The sequence below is a fragment of the Streptococcus halitosis genome (genome assembly GCF_023147855.1).
Classification (GTDB): Bacteria; Bacillota; Bacilli; order Lactobacillales; family Streptococcaceae; genus Streptococcus; species Streptococcus halitosis_B.
The window spans coordinates 179258-195374 of record NZ_JAHXOP010000001.1; the positions used below are offsets into that span (position 1 = coordinate 179258).

The following is a 16117-nucleotide window of genomic DNA, read 5'->3' on the forward strand; positions in this document are numbered from 1 at the left end:
AAAAGGCTACTTTTTTAAAACACACGATAGACATAAGGATTTTCTGGTTTGTCTACTTTTGTGAAACTCTCAACTTCCAGTGTTGGGAGTTTTTGTTTGAGTTCTTTATGGTAGTGGAGAGTCAGGGTTCCTCTAGCGGTGATCCAAGTATTGTCAGGATACTGGCGTGAGTTTCCCTTGGTCAGGAGTCCATATACACCAGAGTCTGCGATACAGTGGATGATTCCAAAGCGAAAGAGGAACTGGCTATCTGGATGGCTAGGATCGTTATAAACAAAGCCTGTAAACTCTATTTTCTTTCCTTCAAACTCTTGAGGATAGTCATAGAGAACTTCCATGACCTCCATATAGTTTTCATCAGTGACTTGAATGGTTGGCTGGGTGAGGTATTTGTCAGCTGTAGACCTCATTTCCTTTTCATAAGCAGATTTGGAAAAATAGGTGCTGGTATCGGGTTTGAGGTATTGACTGGATGTGCCTTCGCTTGCCTGAATAGCAGTATCGATTCCCTCAGCAAGTGGGAAATGATAACCTTTGGCAGATACAGTTCTCGAGTCCAAACTTACTGTCGGAAAGGCAACCCCAATCAACAGAGGTAGTGACAGTAAAAGGATACTGATTCGTCTAGCTCGACGACTTTCCAAATGGCTGTGAGAATTGATTTTCTTGATCCAGATGTAGAATTGGACCAGAGCCAACAGAAGAGAAAGGAACATGGAGATATAGACTAGATAGGAATAGTGGAGGTTAATGTAGTGACTGAGCTTGCCAGATAGCTGCAGATAAAGAGTCAGAGCAAAATAACCTAGTAGAATGATAAATCGGATCATAGCATCACCCCCATCATGTAAGAATAAAGCAAGACAAGCGCTGTCACGATGCCCATGAATTGCCAGATGAAGTGCGCTTTTAGATAGTGTTTCATCATGAGGAGATTTTTGATATCAAGCATGGGGCCAATGACCAGAAAAGCAAGGACTGGCGCTAGGCCGAAGCTCGAGAGGAGAGAAGCACCGATAAAGGCGTCCGCCTCGCTACAAAGAGAGAGGAGAAAGGCTAGAAACATAAGCAAGAGAATCGCAAGGACTGGACTTGCGCTGATAGAGGTCAAGATCCGAGTCGGGACATAGACCTGCACGATAGCCGCAAAGAGACAGCCAAAGACCAAGTAACGCCCCATATCGAAAAACTCATCAATAGCTTGTATGAAGACCTGAAATACCTTTCTAGCAGGAGTCAAGTGTGAAAAGTCATGTTCATGACAAGCGATAAGATTCTCTTTTTGAATGGGTTCCTTCCAGAAAAATCCTAGGAAAATTCCAAGCACCAAAGCAATCACAATAGCTCCCAGAGCTCGCAATAAGGCAAATTTTATTGAATTGCCAAAGGCAGAATAAGTGGCGAAAAGAACGATAGGATTGATAATGGGAGCAGTCACCAGAAAGGGAACCGCTGTGTAGCTGGGCACTTTCTTTTCCAGAAAACGATTGATAATTGGAACGATTCCACACTCGCATGATGGAAAGAGAAAGCCAATGAAGGTACCAAAAAAGATCCTCCCCCAACGATTGCGAGGAAGAAACTCATAAACTTTATCAGGTGTGATATAGACCTCAATCAATCCCGAAATGAGACTCCCAATCAAGACAAAAGGAAGGGCTTCAATCATGATGGAAAGAAAGATAGCCCCTGCTTGTAAGATGCTAGGAGGAAGAGATTGGAAAACAGTCATCTATTTTTTCTTCTCAACTTTTTCTTTTTTGTTTTTGTCATCTGGGAAAGTGACTTGTGTTAAGTCAGGAAGTTTGGCGAATTCTTCAAACATCTTGTCCAAGTCGTCGGTTTTTGTAAATTTAACAGCCATAGGCCTACCTCTTTTCTACATTCTACCTCTATTATACTATTATTTTGTGGAAAAGGGATTATTTTGATAATCAAAGAGGTAAAAAAGGGTAGGACGAAACAAGGGCTGTTCCTTATGGTATAATAGATTCATGGACAAAAAATATGAAAAAATTTCCCAAGATTTGGGTGTAACCTTAAAGCAAATCGATACCGTTCTAAGTTTGACGGCTGAAGGGGCGACAATTCCCTTCATTGCACGTTACCGGAAGGACATGACTGGTAGTCTGGATGAGGTGGCGATTAAGGCCATTATCGACCTGGATAAAAGTCTGACAAATCTCAACGACCGTAAAGAAGCTGTCTTAGCTAAGATTCGAGAACAAGGCAAACTGACCAAGGAATTGGAAGAAGCTATTTTGGCAGCTGAAAAATTAGCAGACGTTGAAGAACTCTATCTTCCTTATAAGGAAAAGCGTCGGACCAAGGCTACTATTGCCCGCGAAGCTGGACTCTTTCCTCTCGCACGCTTGATTTTGCAAAACGTAGCTTACTTAGAGAAAGAGGCTGAGAAGTTTGTCTGTGAAGGATTTGCGACTGGTCAAGAGACCTTAGCTGGTGCAGTTGATATCTTGGTAGAAGCCTTATCCGAAGATGTCAATCTACGTGCTATGACCTATCAGGAAGTACTGAGACACTCTAAAATCACTTCGCAGGTCAAGGATGAAAGTCTTGATGAAAAACAAGTCTTTCAGATATATTACGATTTCTCAGAGACAGTTGGCAACATGCAGGGCTATCGAACCTTAGCCCTAAACCGTGGGGAAAAATTAGGCATCTTGAAAGTTGGCTTTGAACATGCGACGGATCGTATTCTATCTTTCTTCGCTGCTCGTTTCAAGGTGAAAAATACCTATATAGATGAAGTTGTTCAACAGTCAGTTAAGAAAAAAGTCTTGCCTGCTATCGAACGACGCATTCGGACAGAATTAACTGAGAAAGCAGAAGAAGGAGCTATCCAACTCTTTTCTGACAATCTGCGCAATCTCCTCTTAGTTGCTCCGCTGAAAGGGCGCGTGGTTCTAGGTTTTGACCCTGCCTTTCGTACAGGGGCCAAGCTTGCTGTAGTAGATGCAACAGGGAAAATGCTGACGACTCAGGTCATTTATCCTGTTAAACCAGCCTCTACTCGTCAAATCGAAGAAGCCAAGAAAGATTTGGCAGACTTGATTGGTCAATACAGTGTAGAAATTATTGCTATCGGAAATGGAACTGCCAGTCGGGAAAGTGAAGCCTTTGTGGCAGAAGTTCTGAAAGATTTTCCTGAAGTCAGCTATGTTATCGTCAATGAAAGTGGCGCTTCGGTCTACTCTGCCAGTGAACTTGCTCGTCAGGAATTTCCAGAATTAACCGTTGAAAAACGCTCTGCTATTTCAATCGCCCGTCGTTTGCAAGATCCGCTTGCTGAATTGGTTAAAATTGATCCCAAGTCAATCGGTGTCGGCCAGTACCAGCATGATGTCAGTCAGAAGAAACTGTCTGAAAGTCTAGACTTTGTCGTGGATACCGTGGTAAACCAAGTCGGTGTCAATGTCAATACGGCCAGCCCAGCTCTTCTTTCACACGTAGCTGGACTCAATAAAACCATCTCTGAAAATATTGTCAAATACCGTGAAGAAGAAGGAAGAATCACTTCACGCGCTCAAATTAAGAAAGTTCCTCGCCTGGGAGTTAAAGCCTTTGAGCAGGCAGCTGGTTTCCTCCGTATCCCAGAAAGTAGCAATATCCTTGATAATACAGGAGTTCACCCAGAAAACTATGTTGCCGTTAAGGAGCTCTTCAAACGCTTGGATATCAAGGACTTGAATGAAGAAGCCCAAAATAAGCTTAAGTCTCTTTCTATCAAGGAAATGGCGCAAGAACTAGAACTTGGCCCAGAAACCCTTAAAGATATCATTGCTGACCTTCTCAAACCGGGTCGAGATTTCCGTGATTCTTTTGATGCTCCAGTTCTCCGTCAAGATGTCTTGGATATTAAAGACTTAAAAGTCGGCCAGAAGCTGGAAGGTGTGGTGCGTAATGTTGTTGACTTTGGTGCCTTCGTTGATATCGGGATTCACGAGGACGGCTTGATCCATATTTCCCACATGAGTCGCAAATTTATCAAACATCCTAGTCAAGTGGTGTCTGTTGGAGATTTGGTAACGGTTTGGGTTAAGAAAATCGATACCGAACGTGAAAAAGTCAATCTGTCGCTCCTAGCTCCAGATGAATCTAACTGAGTACGTTCAGTCTGTTTCACTTGAAGACTTTGGTAGACCTTTCACGCACCAAGCCCAGTGGAATTCTCGTCTGCGAACGACAGGTGGACGATTTTTCCCCAAGGATGGGCATTTGGATTTTAATCCCAAGGTCTATAATGAACTTGGTTTGGAAGTTTTTCGGAAAATCGTACGGCACGAGCTTTGCCATTATCATCTATATTTTCAGAAAAAGGGGTATCGACATAAGGACCGAGATTTTAAGGAACTTTTGAAAGAAGTAGATGGACTGCGCTTTGTACCACCTTTGAGAGCCCAAAGTAGTTACCTAGTCTATCAGTGTCAATCCTGCCAGCAATCCTATCAACGAAAGAGGAAGATTGACACGAAACGCTATCGCTGTGGCGTCTGCCGTGGTAAACTCATCATCTTAAATCGGCCTAAGGACTGATGTTTGTGACCCCGTTTTATGCTATACTACTTGTAAGAATACCGAAAGAGGAAACAATAATGAATACAAAATTTTATAAAATGAGACGAAATCGCATGGTGTCGGGAGTCTTAGCTGGTCTATCAGACAAGTGGAATTTTGATGTCACCTTAGTCCGCTTTCTCTTTGCCATTTTTACCATATCAAATTTTGGGATTGGCGTGATTATCTACATCATCCTAGCCTCTATTCTGCCAACTAAGGAAGAGATTGAAGCAGAAATGTATGGAACAGGACCACGCAAACGCAAGGAAGCCGAGGCCATTGATGACAATGATGGACGGTTTTGGTGATAATAATAGAAGCAGGAACTTCGTCCAATAGGACGAAGTTTTTTAAACTTGTCAAATCAAATCCTGAAATGGTATAATAAGCGTATAAAATGATTTTGATTATTATTGTGAAACATGCCAAAGCATTGAAAACAATACATAGCAATAAGAAATCATAATAATAAATTCAAGTATAATATGGGGGAACTTTATGTTTGAACAAAATACAACAAAATTAATTATTGTTTGTGATGATAAAACAGTTGGATATGGAAATTATCTACGACAACTTGTAAGTACTAATGATGATGAAGGTGATGAAATTGTAGGAACTAAAGATGGTTCAATAAAAGTAAGTGTTTGATTGGAAAAACATTATCTTGATAATATGTCTACAATTTCTTCTAACGAACATGTGCTTTTTATTGGCGAAAACCAAACAAGTAAGAATGAAATACCTAGTATGGATATAAAGTTCGATAAATTCGGAATGAAATACGGTTGGTTAGGTAAGCGTGGCATGATGCTAGTCTCAGATGTTATTAGTCAACCAGAAATGTATGATGAATTTGTTGAGTTTTGTCGTGGTTATAAGTCTGACTTTGAAAAGATAGAATTTTCAAAATCACTTCCAGAGCAGGCGTTCGATGCAGTAAATGGGGTTGTAGGAGGGAATACAGCAGCTTTAATAGCTGGTGGTGCACTTCTAGGTTTTTTGGCACCTGGTATTACATTGGCTACTGGTGCAGTGTTAGGTGTTACTCAATTTCTTACTGGAACGGATAGAGAAAAAGTCATGGATCAACAGTACAGAGGATTGACAGCGATATTATACATGGATGGATTATCTGAATTCTTGGAGGGATAAAGAATGAAAGCCTTTAAAGAAGGATATGAATTCTTTGAGCAGAACGCAGGTAATATTGCAGGACATGCTGCTGGAGTATATTATATAGACGCTGTAGAATCAGAGATAAAGAAGTTGGTGAATAATCTAAATGGCTTCGAAACAAATGGTGCAAGTATAGATACACTAAAGGGAGATGTTGCTGAGTTTTGGCATGCTGGGACTTTTAATATTAATGCAGCTATTAATTCTTCAAAAAACAGAGTACAAGTTGATCGTAGCCATGATTTTGGTTCTGCTGATATTACGGGAGTAAACTTCGATGCTAAGTTTGGTTTAAAATATTATAAAAACGGAGCATCCAGTGCAGAACAACAAGCTAAGAGTATTTTTCAACGTTTTAGCGAATATAAATCACAAGGTGGGAAAGAAAGTTTAGATTTATATTTGGAGAAGAGAGGATACTCAGCAGACACAATTTTGAGTGATCCAGTTTATACAGGGCAGTATAGAGTAATTCCATCAGATCAGCTAAAAGAAGCGACTATGTTTTTAGAGCGAAAAATAAGAGAAGAAGCTGTAAAGCGACCGGAGCAAGTTCATCGCTATGAAGAAACTCTAAAATTACTCAGTGATAAAGTTAAAGATAATAAGGGGAATGAATCTATTGCTTTGTCGGAACAGGAAGCACGTGAACTTGCAAGATTGTCTAAAGAGGGTGGAGTAAATCCTGAGGACTTACATTTAACAACCGAAGAATTAATAAACTATACCAATATCTTAAGGCATGCGTACAAAGCTGGCTTAACTGCAGCAACAATATCAATGGCGTTAAGAGTTGCTCCTGAAATATTGAATGCCATAGCTTATCTAATTAAAAATGGAGAAATTGAAGAAGGTCAATTTAAAAAGATAGGATTTGCAGCGATTACAGGTGCAGGCGAAGGATTTGTAAGAGGTACAGTTTCAGCAGCAATTACAGCAAGTTGTAAGGCAGGATTATGTGGTAGTGCGATGAAATCTATTGATCCGTCGGTAGTTGGTGCAGTGACTGTATTAGTGATGAATTCCATGAAAAATTCATATCAAGTAACTACCGGAAACATGAGCAGATCTGAGATGGTTAATGAATTAATCAAAGAAATGTTTGTAACAACATGTGCTTTATCTATGGGTTCTGTGAGTCAATCTCTAATTGAAATACCTGTGCTAGGATACATGATCGGTAGTTTTGTGGGGTCGGTAGCTGGTTCTGTAATTTACTCTTCAATATATAATCCAGTACTATCGTTTTGTGTTGATTCAGGATTTACTCTATTTAGTTTAGTAGACCAAAATTACGAGTTGCCAGAAGAAGTATTAAAAGAAGTAGGAATTGAAGTTTTTGAATATGAAAAGTTTGAATACGAACCGTTTGAATTTGAGAAGTTTGAATACGAGCGATTTGAATATGAACAATTTGAGTATGAGAAACTTCATACGATATTCCTAAGAAGAGGAGTTATAGGTGTAAATTGTGTAGGATATTTATAATACTTGGATTGGATGTCTTTTATAAGTACGAGTATATTTATAATTATATAAGACAATTTATTTCTATCCGAAATTATTTTTTTAAGTTAGATCAGTCAATGACTATTAAATGATAAAATAGAAACGTAAGGAATCCCAAGCCATTGAAGACAATGATGGCTGGTTTTGGTGAGTAAATCTACAATATCAAAAGTTTTGCAACATTACTACAAGAGAAAAGAAGGCAGTAGCATGCTTAGGAAATACTTTAAAAACTATAAATGGACGGACGTGTTCTGGATTCTATTTACTTTGATTACTAGTTTTCTATCAACCAATAATTACTTATACCACTTAACGAAACAGGATTTTTCAGAAGAAGGTTGTCTTTTAGCAATTCCTTTGTTTCTTTTTCATTTTCTCTTCATTGATAAATTCATCATTTCTAGACGAGATCAAAAAGATGAATAACTTTTAACCCTTGTATCCACAAGGGTTTTCTTCTTGCCTTTCTTTTATGGTAAAATATTGATAGCGAAATTGCTTGATTTTTTCAATCTTACAAAAATGTAAGATTAAAGTCTCTTTTGTAAGGTTAGGTTATGGCAAGCCATCTTTTTTTGCGATAAACTAGACTCATAAAGAACAAAGGAGCAAAACCATGAAAAGAATTTTACAAAAGAAAACAAGAAAACCAAGTCAAAAAGATATCGAGCGTGTTCAACTGGGATGCGCTATGATGCAAGCACAGTTTCAAATGATGGGATATTAAGAAGGAGAAAATCATGACACTTTTAGATGTAAAACACGTTCAAAAAATCTACAAAACACGTTTCCAAGGCAACCAAGTAGAGGCTCTTAAAGACATTCACTTTACAGTAGAAAAGGGTGACTACGTTGCTATCATGGGAGAGTCTGGATCAGGGAAGTCTACCTTGCTCAACATTCTAGCAATGCTTGACAAAGCAACTCGCGGGCAGGTTTACCTAAACGGAACAGACACAGCAACCATTAAAAATTCTCAGGCTTCTAGCTTCCGTCGTGAGAAGTTGGGATTTGTCTTCCAAGACTTTAACTTGTTAGATACCCTGTCTGTTAAGGACAATATCTTGCTTCCCTTGGTCTTATCAAGAAAGCCTATTACTGAGATGATGAAGAAATTGGTGGTAACAGCTGAAAATTTAGGCATCAACCAATTGCAAGAGAAGTACCCTTACGAGATCTCTGGTGGGCAAAAACAGCGGGTTGCAGTAGCACGCGCCATCATTACCGAGCCTGAAATTCTACTTGCCGATGAGCCAACAGGAGCCCTTGACTCCAAGTCATCTGCAGCTCTTCTAGATGTTTTTGATGAAATCAATGAGCGCGGGCAAACCATTCTCATGGTAACCCACTCAACAGCGGCGGCTAGTAGGGCCAAGCGCGTTCTCTTTATCAAGGACGGCATTCTTTACAACCAAATCTACCGTGGAGACAAGACAGAACGTCAAATGTTCCAAGAAATCTCTGATACCTTGACAGTCATGGCGAGCGAGGTGAATTAGTATGTTTCGATTAACCAATAAGTTAGCGGTTTCGAACTTAATCAAAAACCGCAAACTCTACTATCCCTTTGCTCTTGCTGTTCTCTTAGCTGTGACCATCACTTATCTCTTTTACTCTTTGTCACTTAATCCTAACATAGGCAAGATTCGAGGGGGAGAAACTATCTCTATGACCCTCGCTCTCGGTATGGTGGTTGTTACCATCGCTTCTGGAATTATTGTACTTTATGCCAATAGTTTTGTCATGAAGAACCGCTCCAAGGAGCTGGGTGTATATGGTATGCTGGGTCTTGAAAAGCGCCATTTGATCAGTATGGTTTTTAAGGAGCTTCTTATTTTTGGTTCCTTAACCTTGACAGCTGGTCTCGGTCTAGGAGCTCTCTTTGATAAGCTAATCTTTGCCCTTCTTCTGAAGCTGATGAAAATGAAAGTGGAGCTCGTTTCGACTTTCCAACCAATTGTCTTTATCCTAGTTCTCATCGTCTTTGGAGCTATCTTCCTAGGTCTGATTTTTATCAATGCCTTTCGTATTGCACGCATGAATGCCCTTCAACTCTCTCGTGAAAAGGCCAGTGGTGAGAAAAAAGGACGTTTCTTAGGCCTTCAAACTATTCTAGGTCTAATCAGTTTGGGAGCTGGTTATTACCTAGCAGTAACAGTTGAAAATCCACTTTCTGCTGTTCTGATTTTCTTCGTAGCAGTCTTGTTGGTAATTTTGGGAACTTATCTTCTCTTCAATGCAGGAATCACAGTTTTCCTACAAATCTTAAAGAAAAACAAGCGTTATTATTACCAACCTAACAACATGATTTCCGTATCCAATCTCATTTTTCGTATGAAGAAAAATGCGGTGGGTCTTGCAACGATTGCAATTCTCTCTACCATGGTCTTGGTGACAATGTCTGCTGCAACGAGTATCTTTAAAGGCTCTGAAACTTTCAAGAAAGTCATGAATCCACATGATTTTGGAATTACAGGACAGAATATTGAAAAAGAAGACATAAATAAACTCCTAGACCAGTATGCTAGTGATAAGGGATTGACTGTTACAAAGAAAGAAGTTCTTACATACAGTAGCTTTGGTGTAGCAAATCAAGAAGGTACGAAATTAACAATCTTTGACAAAGGTCAAAACCGTGTTCAACCGAAAACTGTTTTTATGGTCTTTGACCAAAAAGACTATGAGAATATGACGGGGCAAAAACTCGCACTTTCAGGAAAGGAAGTTGGATTGTTTACTAAAAACAAAGAACTTCAAGGACAGAAAGAACTGACTCTAAATAACCAGACCTACACGATCAAAGAAGAAATCAAAAAAGATTTTATTCTTGAACATGTCCCAAATCAGTACAATATTCTAACTTCGGACTATAACTATCTGGTTGTTCCTGACCTACAAGTCTTTCTTGACCAGCATCCTAATTCTTCCATCTTTAATCAATACTACGGTGGTATGAATGTAACAGCTAGTGAGGAAGAGCAACTCAAACTTGCCAACGACTATTCAAAATTCCTTGGTGATTTTAATAGAGAATTAAGCAAAGAAGGAAGCTATGTTTACGGAAGCAATCTAGCTGATAGCAGTGCGCAGATGAGTGCTCTCTTTGGTGGAGTCTTCTTCATCGGTATCTTCCTCTCTATCATCTTTATGGTGGGAACAGTTCTTGTCATCTACTACAAACAAATCTCTGAAGGCTATGAAGACCGTGAACGCTTTATCATTTTGCAAAAAGTCGGTCTCGATCAAAAGCAAATCAAGCAAACCATTAATAAACAGGTCCTAACTGTTTTCTTCCTCCCATTGCTCTTTGCCTTCCTACATCTTGCCTTTGCCTATCATATGCTTAGTCTCATCCTAAAAGTCATTGGGGTGCTAGATGCAACCATGATGTTGACCGTTACACTTTCCATCTGTGCGATCTTCCTCATCGTCTATGTCTTGATCTTTATGATTACCTCAAGAAGCTACCGCAAGATTGTGCAAATGTAAAAAAGATACCTCGATATTTATCGAGGTATTTCTTTTAGCTTAGATGCTAAAGAGTTGTCCCAAGAGGAAGGTTACGCCCATGGTCAGAAGTCCGATACAGAGGTTGCGGATCATAGCTGTTTTCGTAGGAGCCTTGCCTAGTTTAGCACTGGTATAGCCAGTGACGAGAAGGGAAAGGGCCACGATAAAAACAGTAGCAGGAATACGATAGTCACTTGGAAAGACGGTGATTGAAAGCATAGGAGGAAGACTTCCCAGTACAAAGGCGATAAAGCTAGAGATCGCAGCATGCCAAGGATTGGTAAATTCTTCGTACTCGATACCGTATTTTTCCTCAACCAAGGCTTTGAGTGGATTTTTTAAAAAGGCCTTGTTGGTCAAAAGTTGGGCGGACGTTTCACACTCACCGTTTTGAAGATAGGCAGCATAGAGGGATTGTTTTGCAGATTCGATATCCTTATCCAAGAGCAACTGTTCTCTAGCAACAGCGGCTTCTTCCGTGTCTTTCTGAGTGGATACAGAGACATATTCGCCACCGGCCATAGAGAAAGCACCAGCGAGGATAGCCGCTAAACCTGATAAAAAGATAATCCAGATATTGCTGGTCGCACTGGCAACGCCGATAACGACTCCAGCGATGGAAATAATTCCATCATTGGCACCCAGAACACCTGCGCGTAGGATATTGAGTCGTCCTGCAAAGTTAGCATCAATTTCATGTTTTATTTCTGTCATAGTCATCTCCTTTCTCTCCATTATAGAGAAAAGAGTAGGGGAATACAAACTTTTTAAACTATCTGAAAAAAGTTCTACGATTCTAATTTTTAGGTCCTTTGAAGTTTCTCCGAAAAAGTAGTGCTATCCTGCTGTACTGGAACTTTTTAAACTTATCTATGGTATAATAGAAGATAGATTTATCAATTGGAGAATGAAGGATTTTATGATTAAACTTGTAGCAACCGATATGGATGGGACCTTTCTAGATGGAGAGGGGCGGTTTGATATGGAACGCCTCAAAAACCTACTTGTTTCCTACAAGGGAAAGGGGATTTATTTTGCAGTGGCTTCAGGTCGCGGTATCTTGTCCCTTAAAAAGTTATTTGCGGATGTGCGTGATGAAGTGATTTTTATAGCTGAAAACGGGAGCTATGTTGAGTTTCATGGTGAGGATATGTATGAGGCTACTATGTCTCGGGATTTTTACTTGAGCACTTTTGAAGCTTTAAAGAAATCACCCTATTTTGATGAAAGAAAAATGCTTCTGACAGGGAAAAAAGCTTGTTATGTTTTGGATACAGTGGATGAGACCTATCTGATGTTTAGTCGTCACTACAATGAAAACATTCAAAAAGTAGCGAGTTTGGAAGATATCACAGATGAGATTTTTAAATTCACTACTAACTTTACTGAAGAAACGATAGAAGCTGGAGAGGCCTGGGTCAACGAAAATGTTTCTGGTGTGAAAGCCATGACAACAGGTTATGAATCCATCGATATTGTCTTGGACTACGTTGATAAGGGTGTGGCTATTGTTGAGCTGGCAAAAAAACTTGGTCTAACCATGGATCAGGTTATGGCGTTTGGCGATAATCTCAATGACCTTCATATGATGCAGGTTGTTGGGCACCCAATCGCTCCTGAAAATGCGCGACCAGAGATTTTAGAATTAGCAGAAGCAGTGATTGGGCACCATAAGGACCAATCAGTGATGACTTATATGGAGGGTTTGTAATGGCAGATATTAAATTGATTGCACTCGATTTAGATGGAACCTTGCTGACAACGGATAAAAAGCTGACAGATCGTACCAAGGAGGTCCTCAAAGCTGCGCGTGACCGTGGCATCAAGGTCGTTCTGACAACGGGACGTCCTCTGAAGGCTATGGATTTCTTTCTCCATGAGCTAGGGACTGACGGTCAGGAGGATGAGTACACCATCACCTTTAATGGTGGTCTGGTACAGAAAAATACAGGAGAGATTCTCGATAAAACAGTCTTTTCAATCGACGATGTGGCACGATTGTACGAAGAAACTGAAAAACTGGGATTACCGTTAGATGCCATTTCAGAAGGAACCGTCTATCAAATCCAGTCAGACCAAGAAAGTCTCTATGCTAAGTTCAACCCAGCCCTGACTTTCGTACCTGTCGCTTTTGAAGATCTATCTAGTCAGATGACGTATAATAAATGTGTGACTGCCTTTGCCCAAGAACCTTTGGATGCGGCGATTCAACAGATTTCTCCTGAATTGTTTGACCAATACGAAATCTTCAAATCGCGTGAACTCTTATTGGAATGGTCGCCGAAAAACGTCCACAAGGCAACAGGTTTAGCGAAATTAATTAAACACTTAGGAATCGATCAAAGTCAAGTCATGGCTTGTGGTGACGAGGCCAATGACCTTTCCATGATTGAGTGGGCAGGTCTAGGAGTTGCCATGCAAAATGCAGTTCCAGCAGTTAAGGCAGTTGCAAATGTGATTACTCCGATGACCAACGACGAGGAAGCCGTTGCCTGGGCTATCGAAGAATATGTGCTAAAGGAGAGTTAAAAAATGGGATTATTTGACCGTTTATTCGGAAAAAAAGAAGAGCCAAAAATCGAAGATGTTGTAAAAGAAGCACTGGAAAATCTTGATTTGTCAGAAGAGGTCGAAGAAACAGCGACGGACAAAGTGGAAGAAACACCTGCTCAAGAAGAACTTCCTCAGATCTCGACAGAAGAAGTTATTGAACCAGAAGCAGTCGAGGAAACTGCTCAGGAAGAGCTTGAGCTAGAATCTGATGAACTGGAACAATTCCAAGAGCCGGAAGAAATTCTAGAAGAAGAGAACCAAGAAACTGTAGAAACTGAAGAAGAGCTCGCGTCTGAAGTCGTAGAAGAAAGTCCTCAGGTTGAAGAAACCGTTCAGGAAAAATATGACCGTAGTCTCAAAAAAACCCGTACGGGATTCGGTGCTCGTTTGAATGCCTTCTTTGCCAACTTTCGTTCTGTCGATGAAGAATTCTTCGAGGAATTGGAAGAACTGCTTATCATGAGCGACGTTGGTGTGCAAGTCGCTTCAAACTTAACAGAAGAACTACGCTATGAAGCCAAACTCGAAAACGCTAAGAAGCCTGACGCACTTCGTCGTGTCATTATCGAGAAATTGGTTGAACTCTATGAGAAGGATGGCAACTATGATGAACAAATCCACTTCCAAGATGGTTTGACAGTCATGCTCTTTGTTGGTGTTAATGGTGTTGGGAAAACAACTTCTATCGGGAAATTGGCTCATCGCTACAAACAAGCTGGAAAGAAAGTCATGTTGGTTGCGGCAGATACCTTCCGTGCTGGAGCTGTTGCCCAGCTAGCTGAATGGGGCCGACGTGTGGATGTTCCTGTTGTGACGGGGCCTGAAAAGGCTGATCCAGCAAGTGTGGTCTTTGATGGGATGGAACGTGCTGTAGCAGAAGGGATTGATATTCTCATGATTGATACAGCAGGTCGTTTGCAAAACAAGGACAACCTTATGGCCGAGTTGGAAAAGATTGGTCGCATTATCAAGCGTGTCGTTCCAGAGGCACCCCATGAAACCTTCCTGGCCCTTGATGCGTCAACTGGACAGAATGCCTTGGTACAAGCTAAGGAATTTTCTAAGATAACACCATTGACAGGAATTGTTTTGACAAAAATTGACGGAACTGCCCGAGGTGGTGTTGTACTAGCTATACGCGAAGAACTCAATATCCCTGTAAAATTGATTGGTTTCGGTGAAAAAATCGATGATATCGGGGAATTTAACTCAGAAAACTTTATGAAGGGTCTTTTAGAGGGCTTGATTTAATACAAAATAAATATCCTGCAAGTTAATCTTGCAGGATATTTTTGCTATTCTAAACGTCCATCTTCACGATAGGCGATATCTGGTTGCCAGGTCCATTTGGCTCCATACTTTTCAAGTAAGTCAAAGCTAGCTTGAGGTCCCATACTTCCGGCTTTATAGTCATGAAGTGGGGCGCCATTTTCAGCCCAGAGCTCTTCGATACGGTCAATCAATTTCCAAGAAGCACTTACCTCATCCCAGTGGCTAAAGTTGGTAGAGTTGTTATTCAAGACATCGTAGATTAATTTCTCGTATGGGTCTGGTGAGGCTCCAGTAGCAGTAGCGTCAGTACGGTAATCCAGAGAACTTGGAGCCAGGTTAAATTCTTCACCGACTTGCTTCCCATTGAGGCTGAGAGAGAAGCCTTCAGTTGGTTGGATATAGATGGTCAAAATGTTTGGAGCAAGTGGTTCTCCAAAGATAGAGTCCATTTGCTTAAAGACGATGTTGACATGAGTCCCTTTTTCAGTCAGACGTTTCCCTGTACGGAAGAAGAAGGGAACACCACGGAAGCGATCGCTGTCTACAAAGAAGGCCCCAGATGCAAAGGTTTCTGTTGTAGATTCAGGATCGACATTTGGCTCGCTTCGATAGGAGATGTATTTCATGCCATCGATTTTACCAGAGCGATATTGACCACGGATAAACTGTTCTTTCAATTCTTCCTCAGTTGGATGATAGAGGTTTTTAAAGACCTTTATCTTTTCAGCACGAATCTCATCCTTTGTAAAGCTAGCTGGTTTGTCCATAGCTAGAAGAGAGAGAAGTTGGAGAGTATGGTTTTGAACCATATCACGAAGGGCGCCAGATTGATCGTAGTAGCCACCGCGTTCTTCAACACCCAAGCGTTCCGCAAAGGTAATCTGAACATTATCGATGTGTTCGCGATTCCAAACATTCTCAAAGATCATATTGGCAAAACGAACAGCAAAGATACTCTGAATCATCTCTTTACCTAGGTAATGGTCGATACGGTAGATTTGCTCCTCATCAAAGGCCGCAAGGAGATCTTCATTGAGTTTGCTAGCTGTTTCGTAGTCTGTACCAAATGGTTTCTCAACGATCAAGCGCTCAAAACCTTTGCCATCAACAATGTTTTCAGATTTGAGGTGCTTGGCAATGGTTCCAAAGAACTGAGGTGCCATAGACAAGAAGAAGAGCTTATTGTGTTCAGCTTGGTATTTTTCATTCAGCTCAGCTTGTAATTGGCGCAAAGCAATGTAATGTTCCGTATCATTCACATCATGGCTTTGATAGTAGAAGTGGCTAGCAAATTCTTGGGCTTGCTCGGTACTATCTGCCAAGTCAAGGATGGACTCGACAACAACAGATTCGAAATATTCTTTACTCCAAGGTCTACGAGCTGTTCCGATAACAGCAAAATGCTCAGAGAGATTGCCTGATTTATAGAGCCTGAAAAGGGAAGGGTAGAGTTTGCGTTTAGCTAAATCTCCACTCGCACCGAAAATTGTAACAATAACCTTTGATGACATCT

General features: G+C 40.7%; 16 protein-coding genes. 11 read left to right on the top strand and 5 right to left on the bottom strand.

The genetic code is table 11. The features are described from left to right. Positions 1-14: 14 nt before the first annotated feature. From KZX55_RS00900 to KZX55_RS09160, 3 genes are read right to left on the bottom strand one after another with little or no spacing between them, the layout of a single operon-like run. A complete protein-coding gene (locus KZX55_RS00900; RefSeq protein ID WP_248022845.1) occupies positions 15-830 on the bottom strand; it encodes a TIGR03943 family putative permease subunit in 816 nt (271 codons plus the stop codon). After that, the gene (locus tag KZX55_RS00905) at positions 827-1732 is read right to left on the bottom strand and encodes a permease (protein WP_248022846.1); all 906 of its coding nucleotides are present in this window, start codon (positions 1730-1732) and stop codon (positions 827-829) included. Before KZX55_RS00905 ends, KZX55_RS00900 begins: the two co-directional genes overlap by 4 nt. Beyond that, positions 1733-1864, bottom strand: a complete 132-nt coding sequence (locus KZX55_RS09160) for an SPJ_0845 family protein (protein ID WP_000268697.1) — start codon at positions 1862-1864, stop codon at positions 1733-1735. Between the two features lie 130 nt (positions 1865-1994). Here KZX55_RS09160 and KZX55_RS00910 point away from each other — a divergent pair, with 130 nt between their 5' ends. The 8 genes from KZX55_RS00910 (at position 1995) to KZX55_RS00945 (ending at position 10758) form a co-directional block, all read left to right on the top strand. Then, positions 1995-4124: a Tex family protein gene (locus tag KZX55_RS00910; RefSeq protein WP_248022848.1), complete on the top strand. Its 2130-nt coding sequence runs from the start codon at positions 1995-1997 to the stop codon at positions 4122-4124. Beyond that, the gene (locus KZX55_RS00915) at positions 4111-4554 is read left to right on the top strand and encodes a SprT family protein (RefSeq protein ID WP_248022849.1); all 444 of its coding nucleotides are present in this window, start codon (positions 4111-4113) and stop codon (positions 4552-4554) included. Before KZX55_RS00910 ends, KZX55_RS00915 begins: the two co-directional genes overlap by 14 nt. Positions 4555-4613: 59 nt before the next feature. Beyond that, on the top strand, positions 4614-4886 hold the full coding sequence (locus KZX55_RS00920) for a PspC domain-containing protein (protein WP_061413929.1): 273 nt from the start codon (positions 4614-4616) through the stop codon (positions 4884-4886). Between the two features lie 190 nt (positions 4887-5076). Beyond that, complete coding sequence (locus KZX55_RS00925; protein ID WP_248022852.1) at positions 5077-5229, top strand: hypothetical protein; 153 nt, start codon at positions 5077-5079, stop codon at positions 5227-5229. Beyond that, positions 5230-5733: a hypothetical protein gene (locus tag KZX55_RS00930; RefSeq protein WP_248022853.1), complete on the top strand. Its 504-nt coding sequence runs from the start codon at positions 5230-5232 to the stop codon at positions 5731-5733. Positions 5734-5736: 3 nt separating this feature from the next. Next, on the top strand, positions 5737-7245 hold the full coding sequence (locus tag KZX55_RS00935) for a hypothetical protein (protein ID WP_248022855.1): 1509 nt from the start codon (positions 5737-5739) through the stop codon (positions 7243-7245). 764 nt (positions 7246-8009) lie between these two features. After that, positions 8010-8768 (top strand): ABC transporter ATP-binding protein, encoded by a 759-nt coding sequence (locus tag KZX55_RS00940; protein WP_248022857.1) that lies wholly within the window; start codon positions 8010-8012, stop codon positions 8766-8768. Between the two features lies 1 nt (position 8769). Further along, entirely contained in the window at positions 8770-10758 is a 1989-nt protein-coding gene (locus KZX55_RS00945) for an FtsX-like permease family protein (RefSeq protein WP_000489341.1), read from the top strand. Positions 10759-10797: 39 nt separating this feature from the next. Here KZX55_RS00945 and KZX55_RS00950 read toward each other — a convergent pair whose 3' ends face one another. Further along, the gene (locus tag KZX55_RS00950; protein ID WP_000136037.1) at positions 10798-11493 is read right to left on the bottom strand and encodes a VIT1/CCC1 transporter family protein; all 696 of its coding nucleotides are present in this window, start codon (positions 11491-11493) and stop codon (positions 10798-10800) included. A 205-nt stretch (positions 11494-11698) separates the two neighbouring features. Here KZX55_RS00950 and KZX55_RS00955 point away from each other — a divergent pair, with 205 nt between their 5' ends. The 3 genes from KZX55_RS00955 to ftsY are packed head-to-tail and all read left to right on the top strand — an operon-like array spanning position 11699 to position 14583. After that, complete coding sequence (locus KZX55_RS00955; protein ID WP_248022859.1) at positions 11699-12490, top strand: Cof-type HAD-IIB family hydrolase; 792 nt, start codon at positions 11699-11701, stop codon at positions 12488-12490. Next, positions 12490-13308, top strand: coding sequence for a Cof-type HAD-IIB family hydrolase (locus tag KZX55_RS00960; protein ID WP_096422132.1), 819 nt, complete (start codon positions 12490-12492; stop codon positions 13306-13308). The genes KZX55_RS00955 and KZX55_RS00960 overlap by 1 nt, the downstream gene beginning before the upstream one ends. Positions 13309-13311: 3 nt before the next feature. Further along, positions 13312-14583, top strand: coding sequence for a signal recognition particle-docking protein FtsY (gene ftsY, locus KZX55_RS00965; RefSeq protein ID WP_248022869.1), 1272 nt, complete (start codon positions 13312-13314; stop codon positions 14581-14583). Between the two features lie 44 nt (positions 14584-14627). Here ftsY and zwf read toward each other — a convergent pair whose 3' ends face one another. Next, positions 14628-16115 carry a glucose-6-phosphate dehydrogenase gene (gene zwf, locus KZX55_RS00970; RefSeq protein ID WP_084867388.1) on the bottom strand — a complete coding sequence of 496 codons (1488 nt, stop codon included), beginning with the start codon at positions 16113-16115 and terminating at the stop codon, positions 14628-14630. Between the last annotated feature and the right edge of the window lie 2 nt (positions 16116-16117).

What these genes read in the sequence shown, in the direction of transcription:
- KZX55_RS00900 (WP_248022845.1), bottom strand. Translation starts at nt 830, where the DNA reads ATGATCCGATTTATCATTCTACTAGGTTATTTTGCTCTGACTCTTTAT.
- KZX55_RS00905 (WP_248022846.1), bottom strand. Translation starts at nt 1,732, where the DNA reads ATGACTGTTTTCCAATCTCTTCCTCCTAGCATCTTACAAGCAGGGGCT.
- KZX55_RS09160 (WP_000268697.1), bottom strand. Translation starts at nt 1,864, where the DNA reads ATGGCTGTTAAATTTACAAAAACCGACGACTTGGACAAGATGTTTGAA.
- KZX55_RS00910 (WP_248022848.1), top strand. Translation starts at nt 1,995, where the DNA reads ATGGACAAAAAATATGAAAAAATTTCCCAAGATTTGGGTGTAACCTTA.
- KZX55_RS00915 (WP_248022849.1), top strand. Translation starts at nt 4,111, where the DNA reads ATGAATCTAACTGAGTACGTTCAGTCTGTTTCACTTGAAGACTTTGGT.
- KZX55_RS00920 (WP_061413929.1), top strand. Translation starts at nt 4,614, where the DNA reads ATGAATACAAAATTTTATAAAATGAGACGAAATCGCATGGTGTCGGGA.
- KZX55_RS00925 (WP_248022852.1), top strand. Translation starts at nt 5,077, where the DNA reads ATGTTTGAACAAAATACAACAAAATTAATTATTGTTTGTGATGATAAA.
- KZX55_RS00935 (WP_248022855.1), top strand. Translation starts at nt 5,737, where the DNA reads ATGAAAGCCTTTAAAGAAGGATATGAATTCTTTGAGCAGAACGCAGGT.
- KZX55_RS00940 (WP_248022857.1), top strand. Translation starts at nt 8,010, where the DNA reads ATGACACTTTTAGATGTAAAACACGTTCAAAAAATCTACAAAACACGT.
- KZX55_RS00945 (WP_000489341.1), top strand. Translation starts at nt 8,770, where the DNA reads ATGTTTCGATTAACCAATAAGTTAGCGGTTTCGAACTTAATCAAAAAC.
- KZX55_RS00950 (WP_000136037.1), bottom strand. Translation starts at nt 11,493, where the DNA reads ATGACAGAAATAAAACATGAAATTGATGCTAACTTTGCAGGACGACTC.
- KZX55_RS00955 (WP_248022859.1), top strand. Translation starts at nt 11,699, where the DNA reads ATGATTAAACTTGTAGCAACCGATATGGATGGGACCTTTCTAGATGGA.
- KZX55_RS00960 (WP_096422132.1), top strand. Translation starts at nt 12,490, where the DNA reads ATGGCAGATATTAAATTGATTGCACTCGATTTAGATGGAACCTTGCTG.
- ftsY (WP_248022869.1), top strand. Translation starts at nt 13,312, where the DNA reads ATGGGATTATTTGACCGTTTATTCGGAAAAAAAGAAGAGCCAAAAATC.
- zwf (WP_084867388.1), bottom strand. Translation starts at nt 16,115, where the DNA reads ATGTCATCAAAGGTTATTGTTACAATTTTCGGTGCGAGTGGAGATTTA.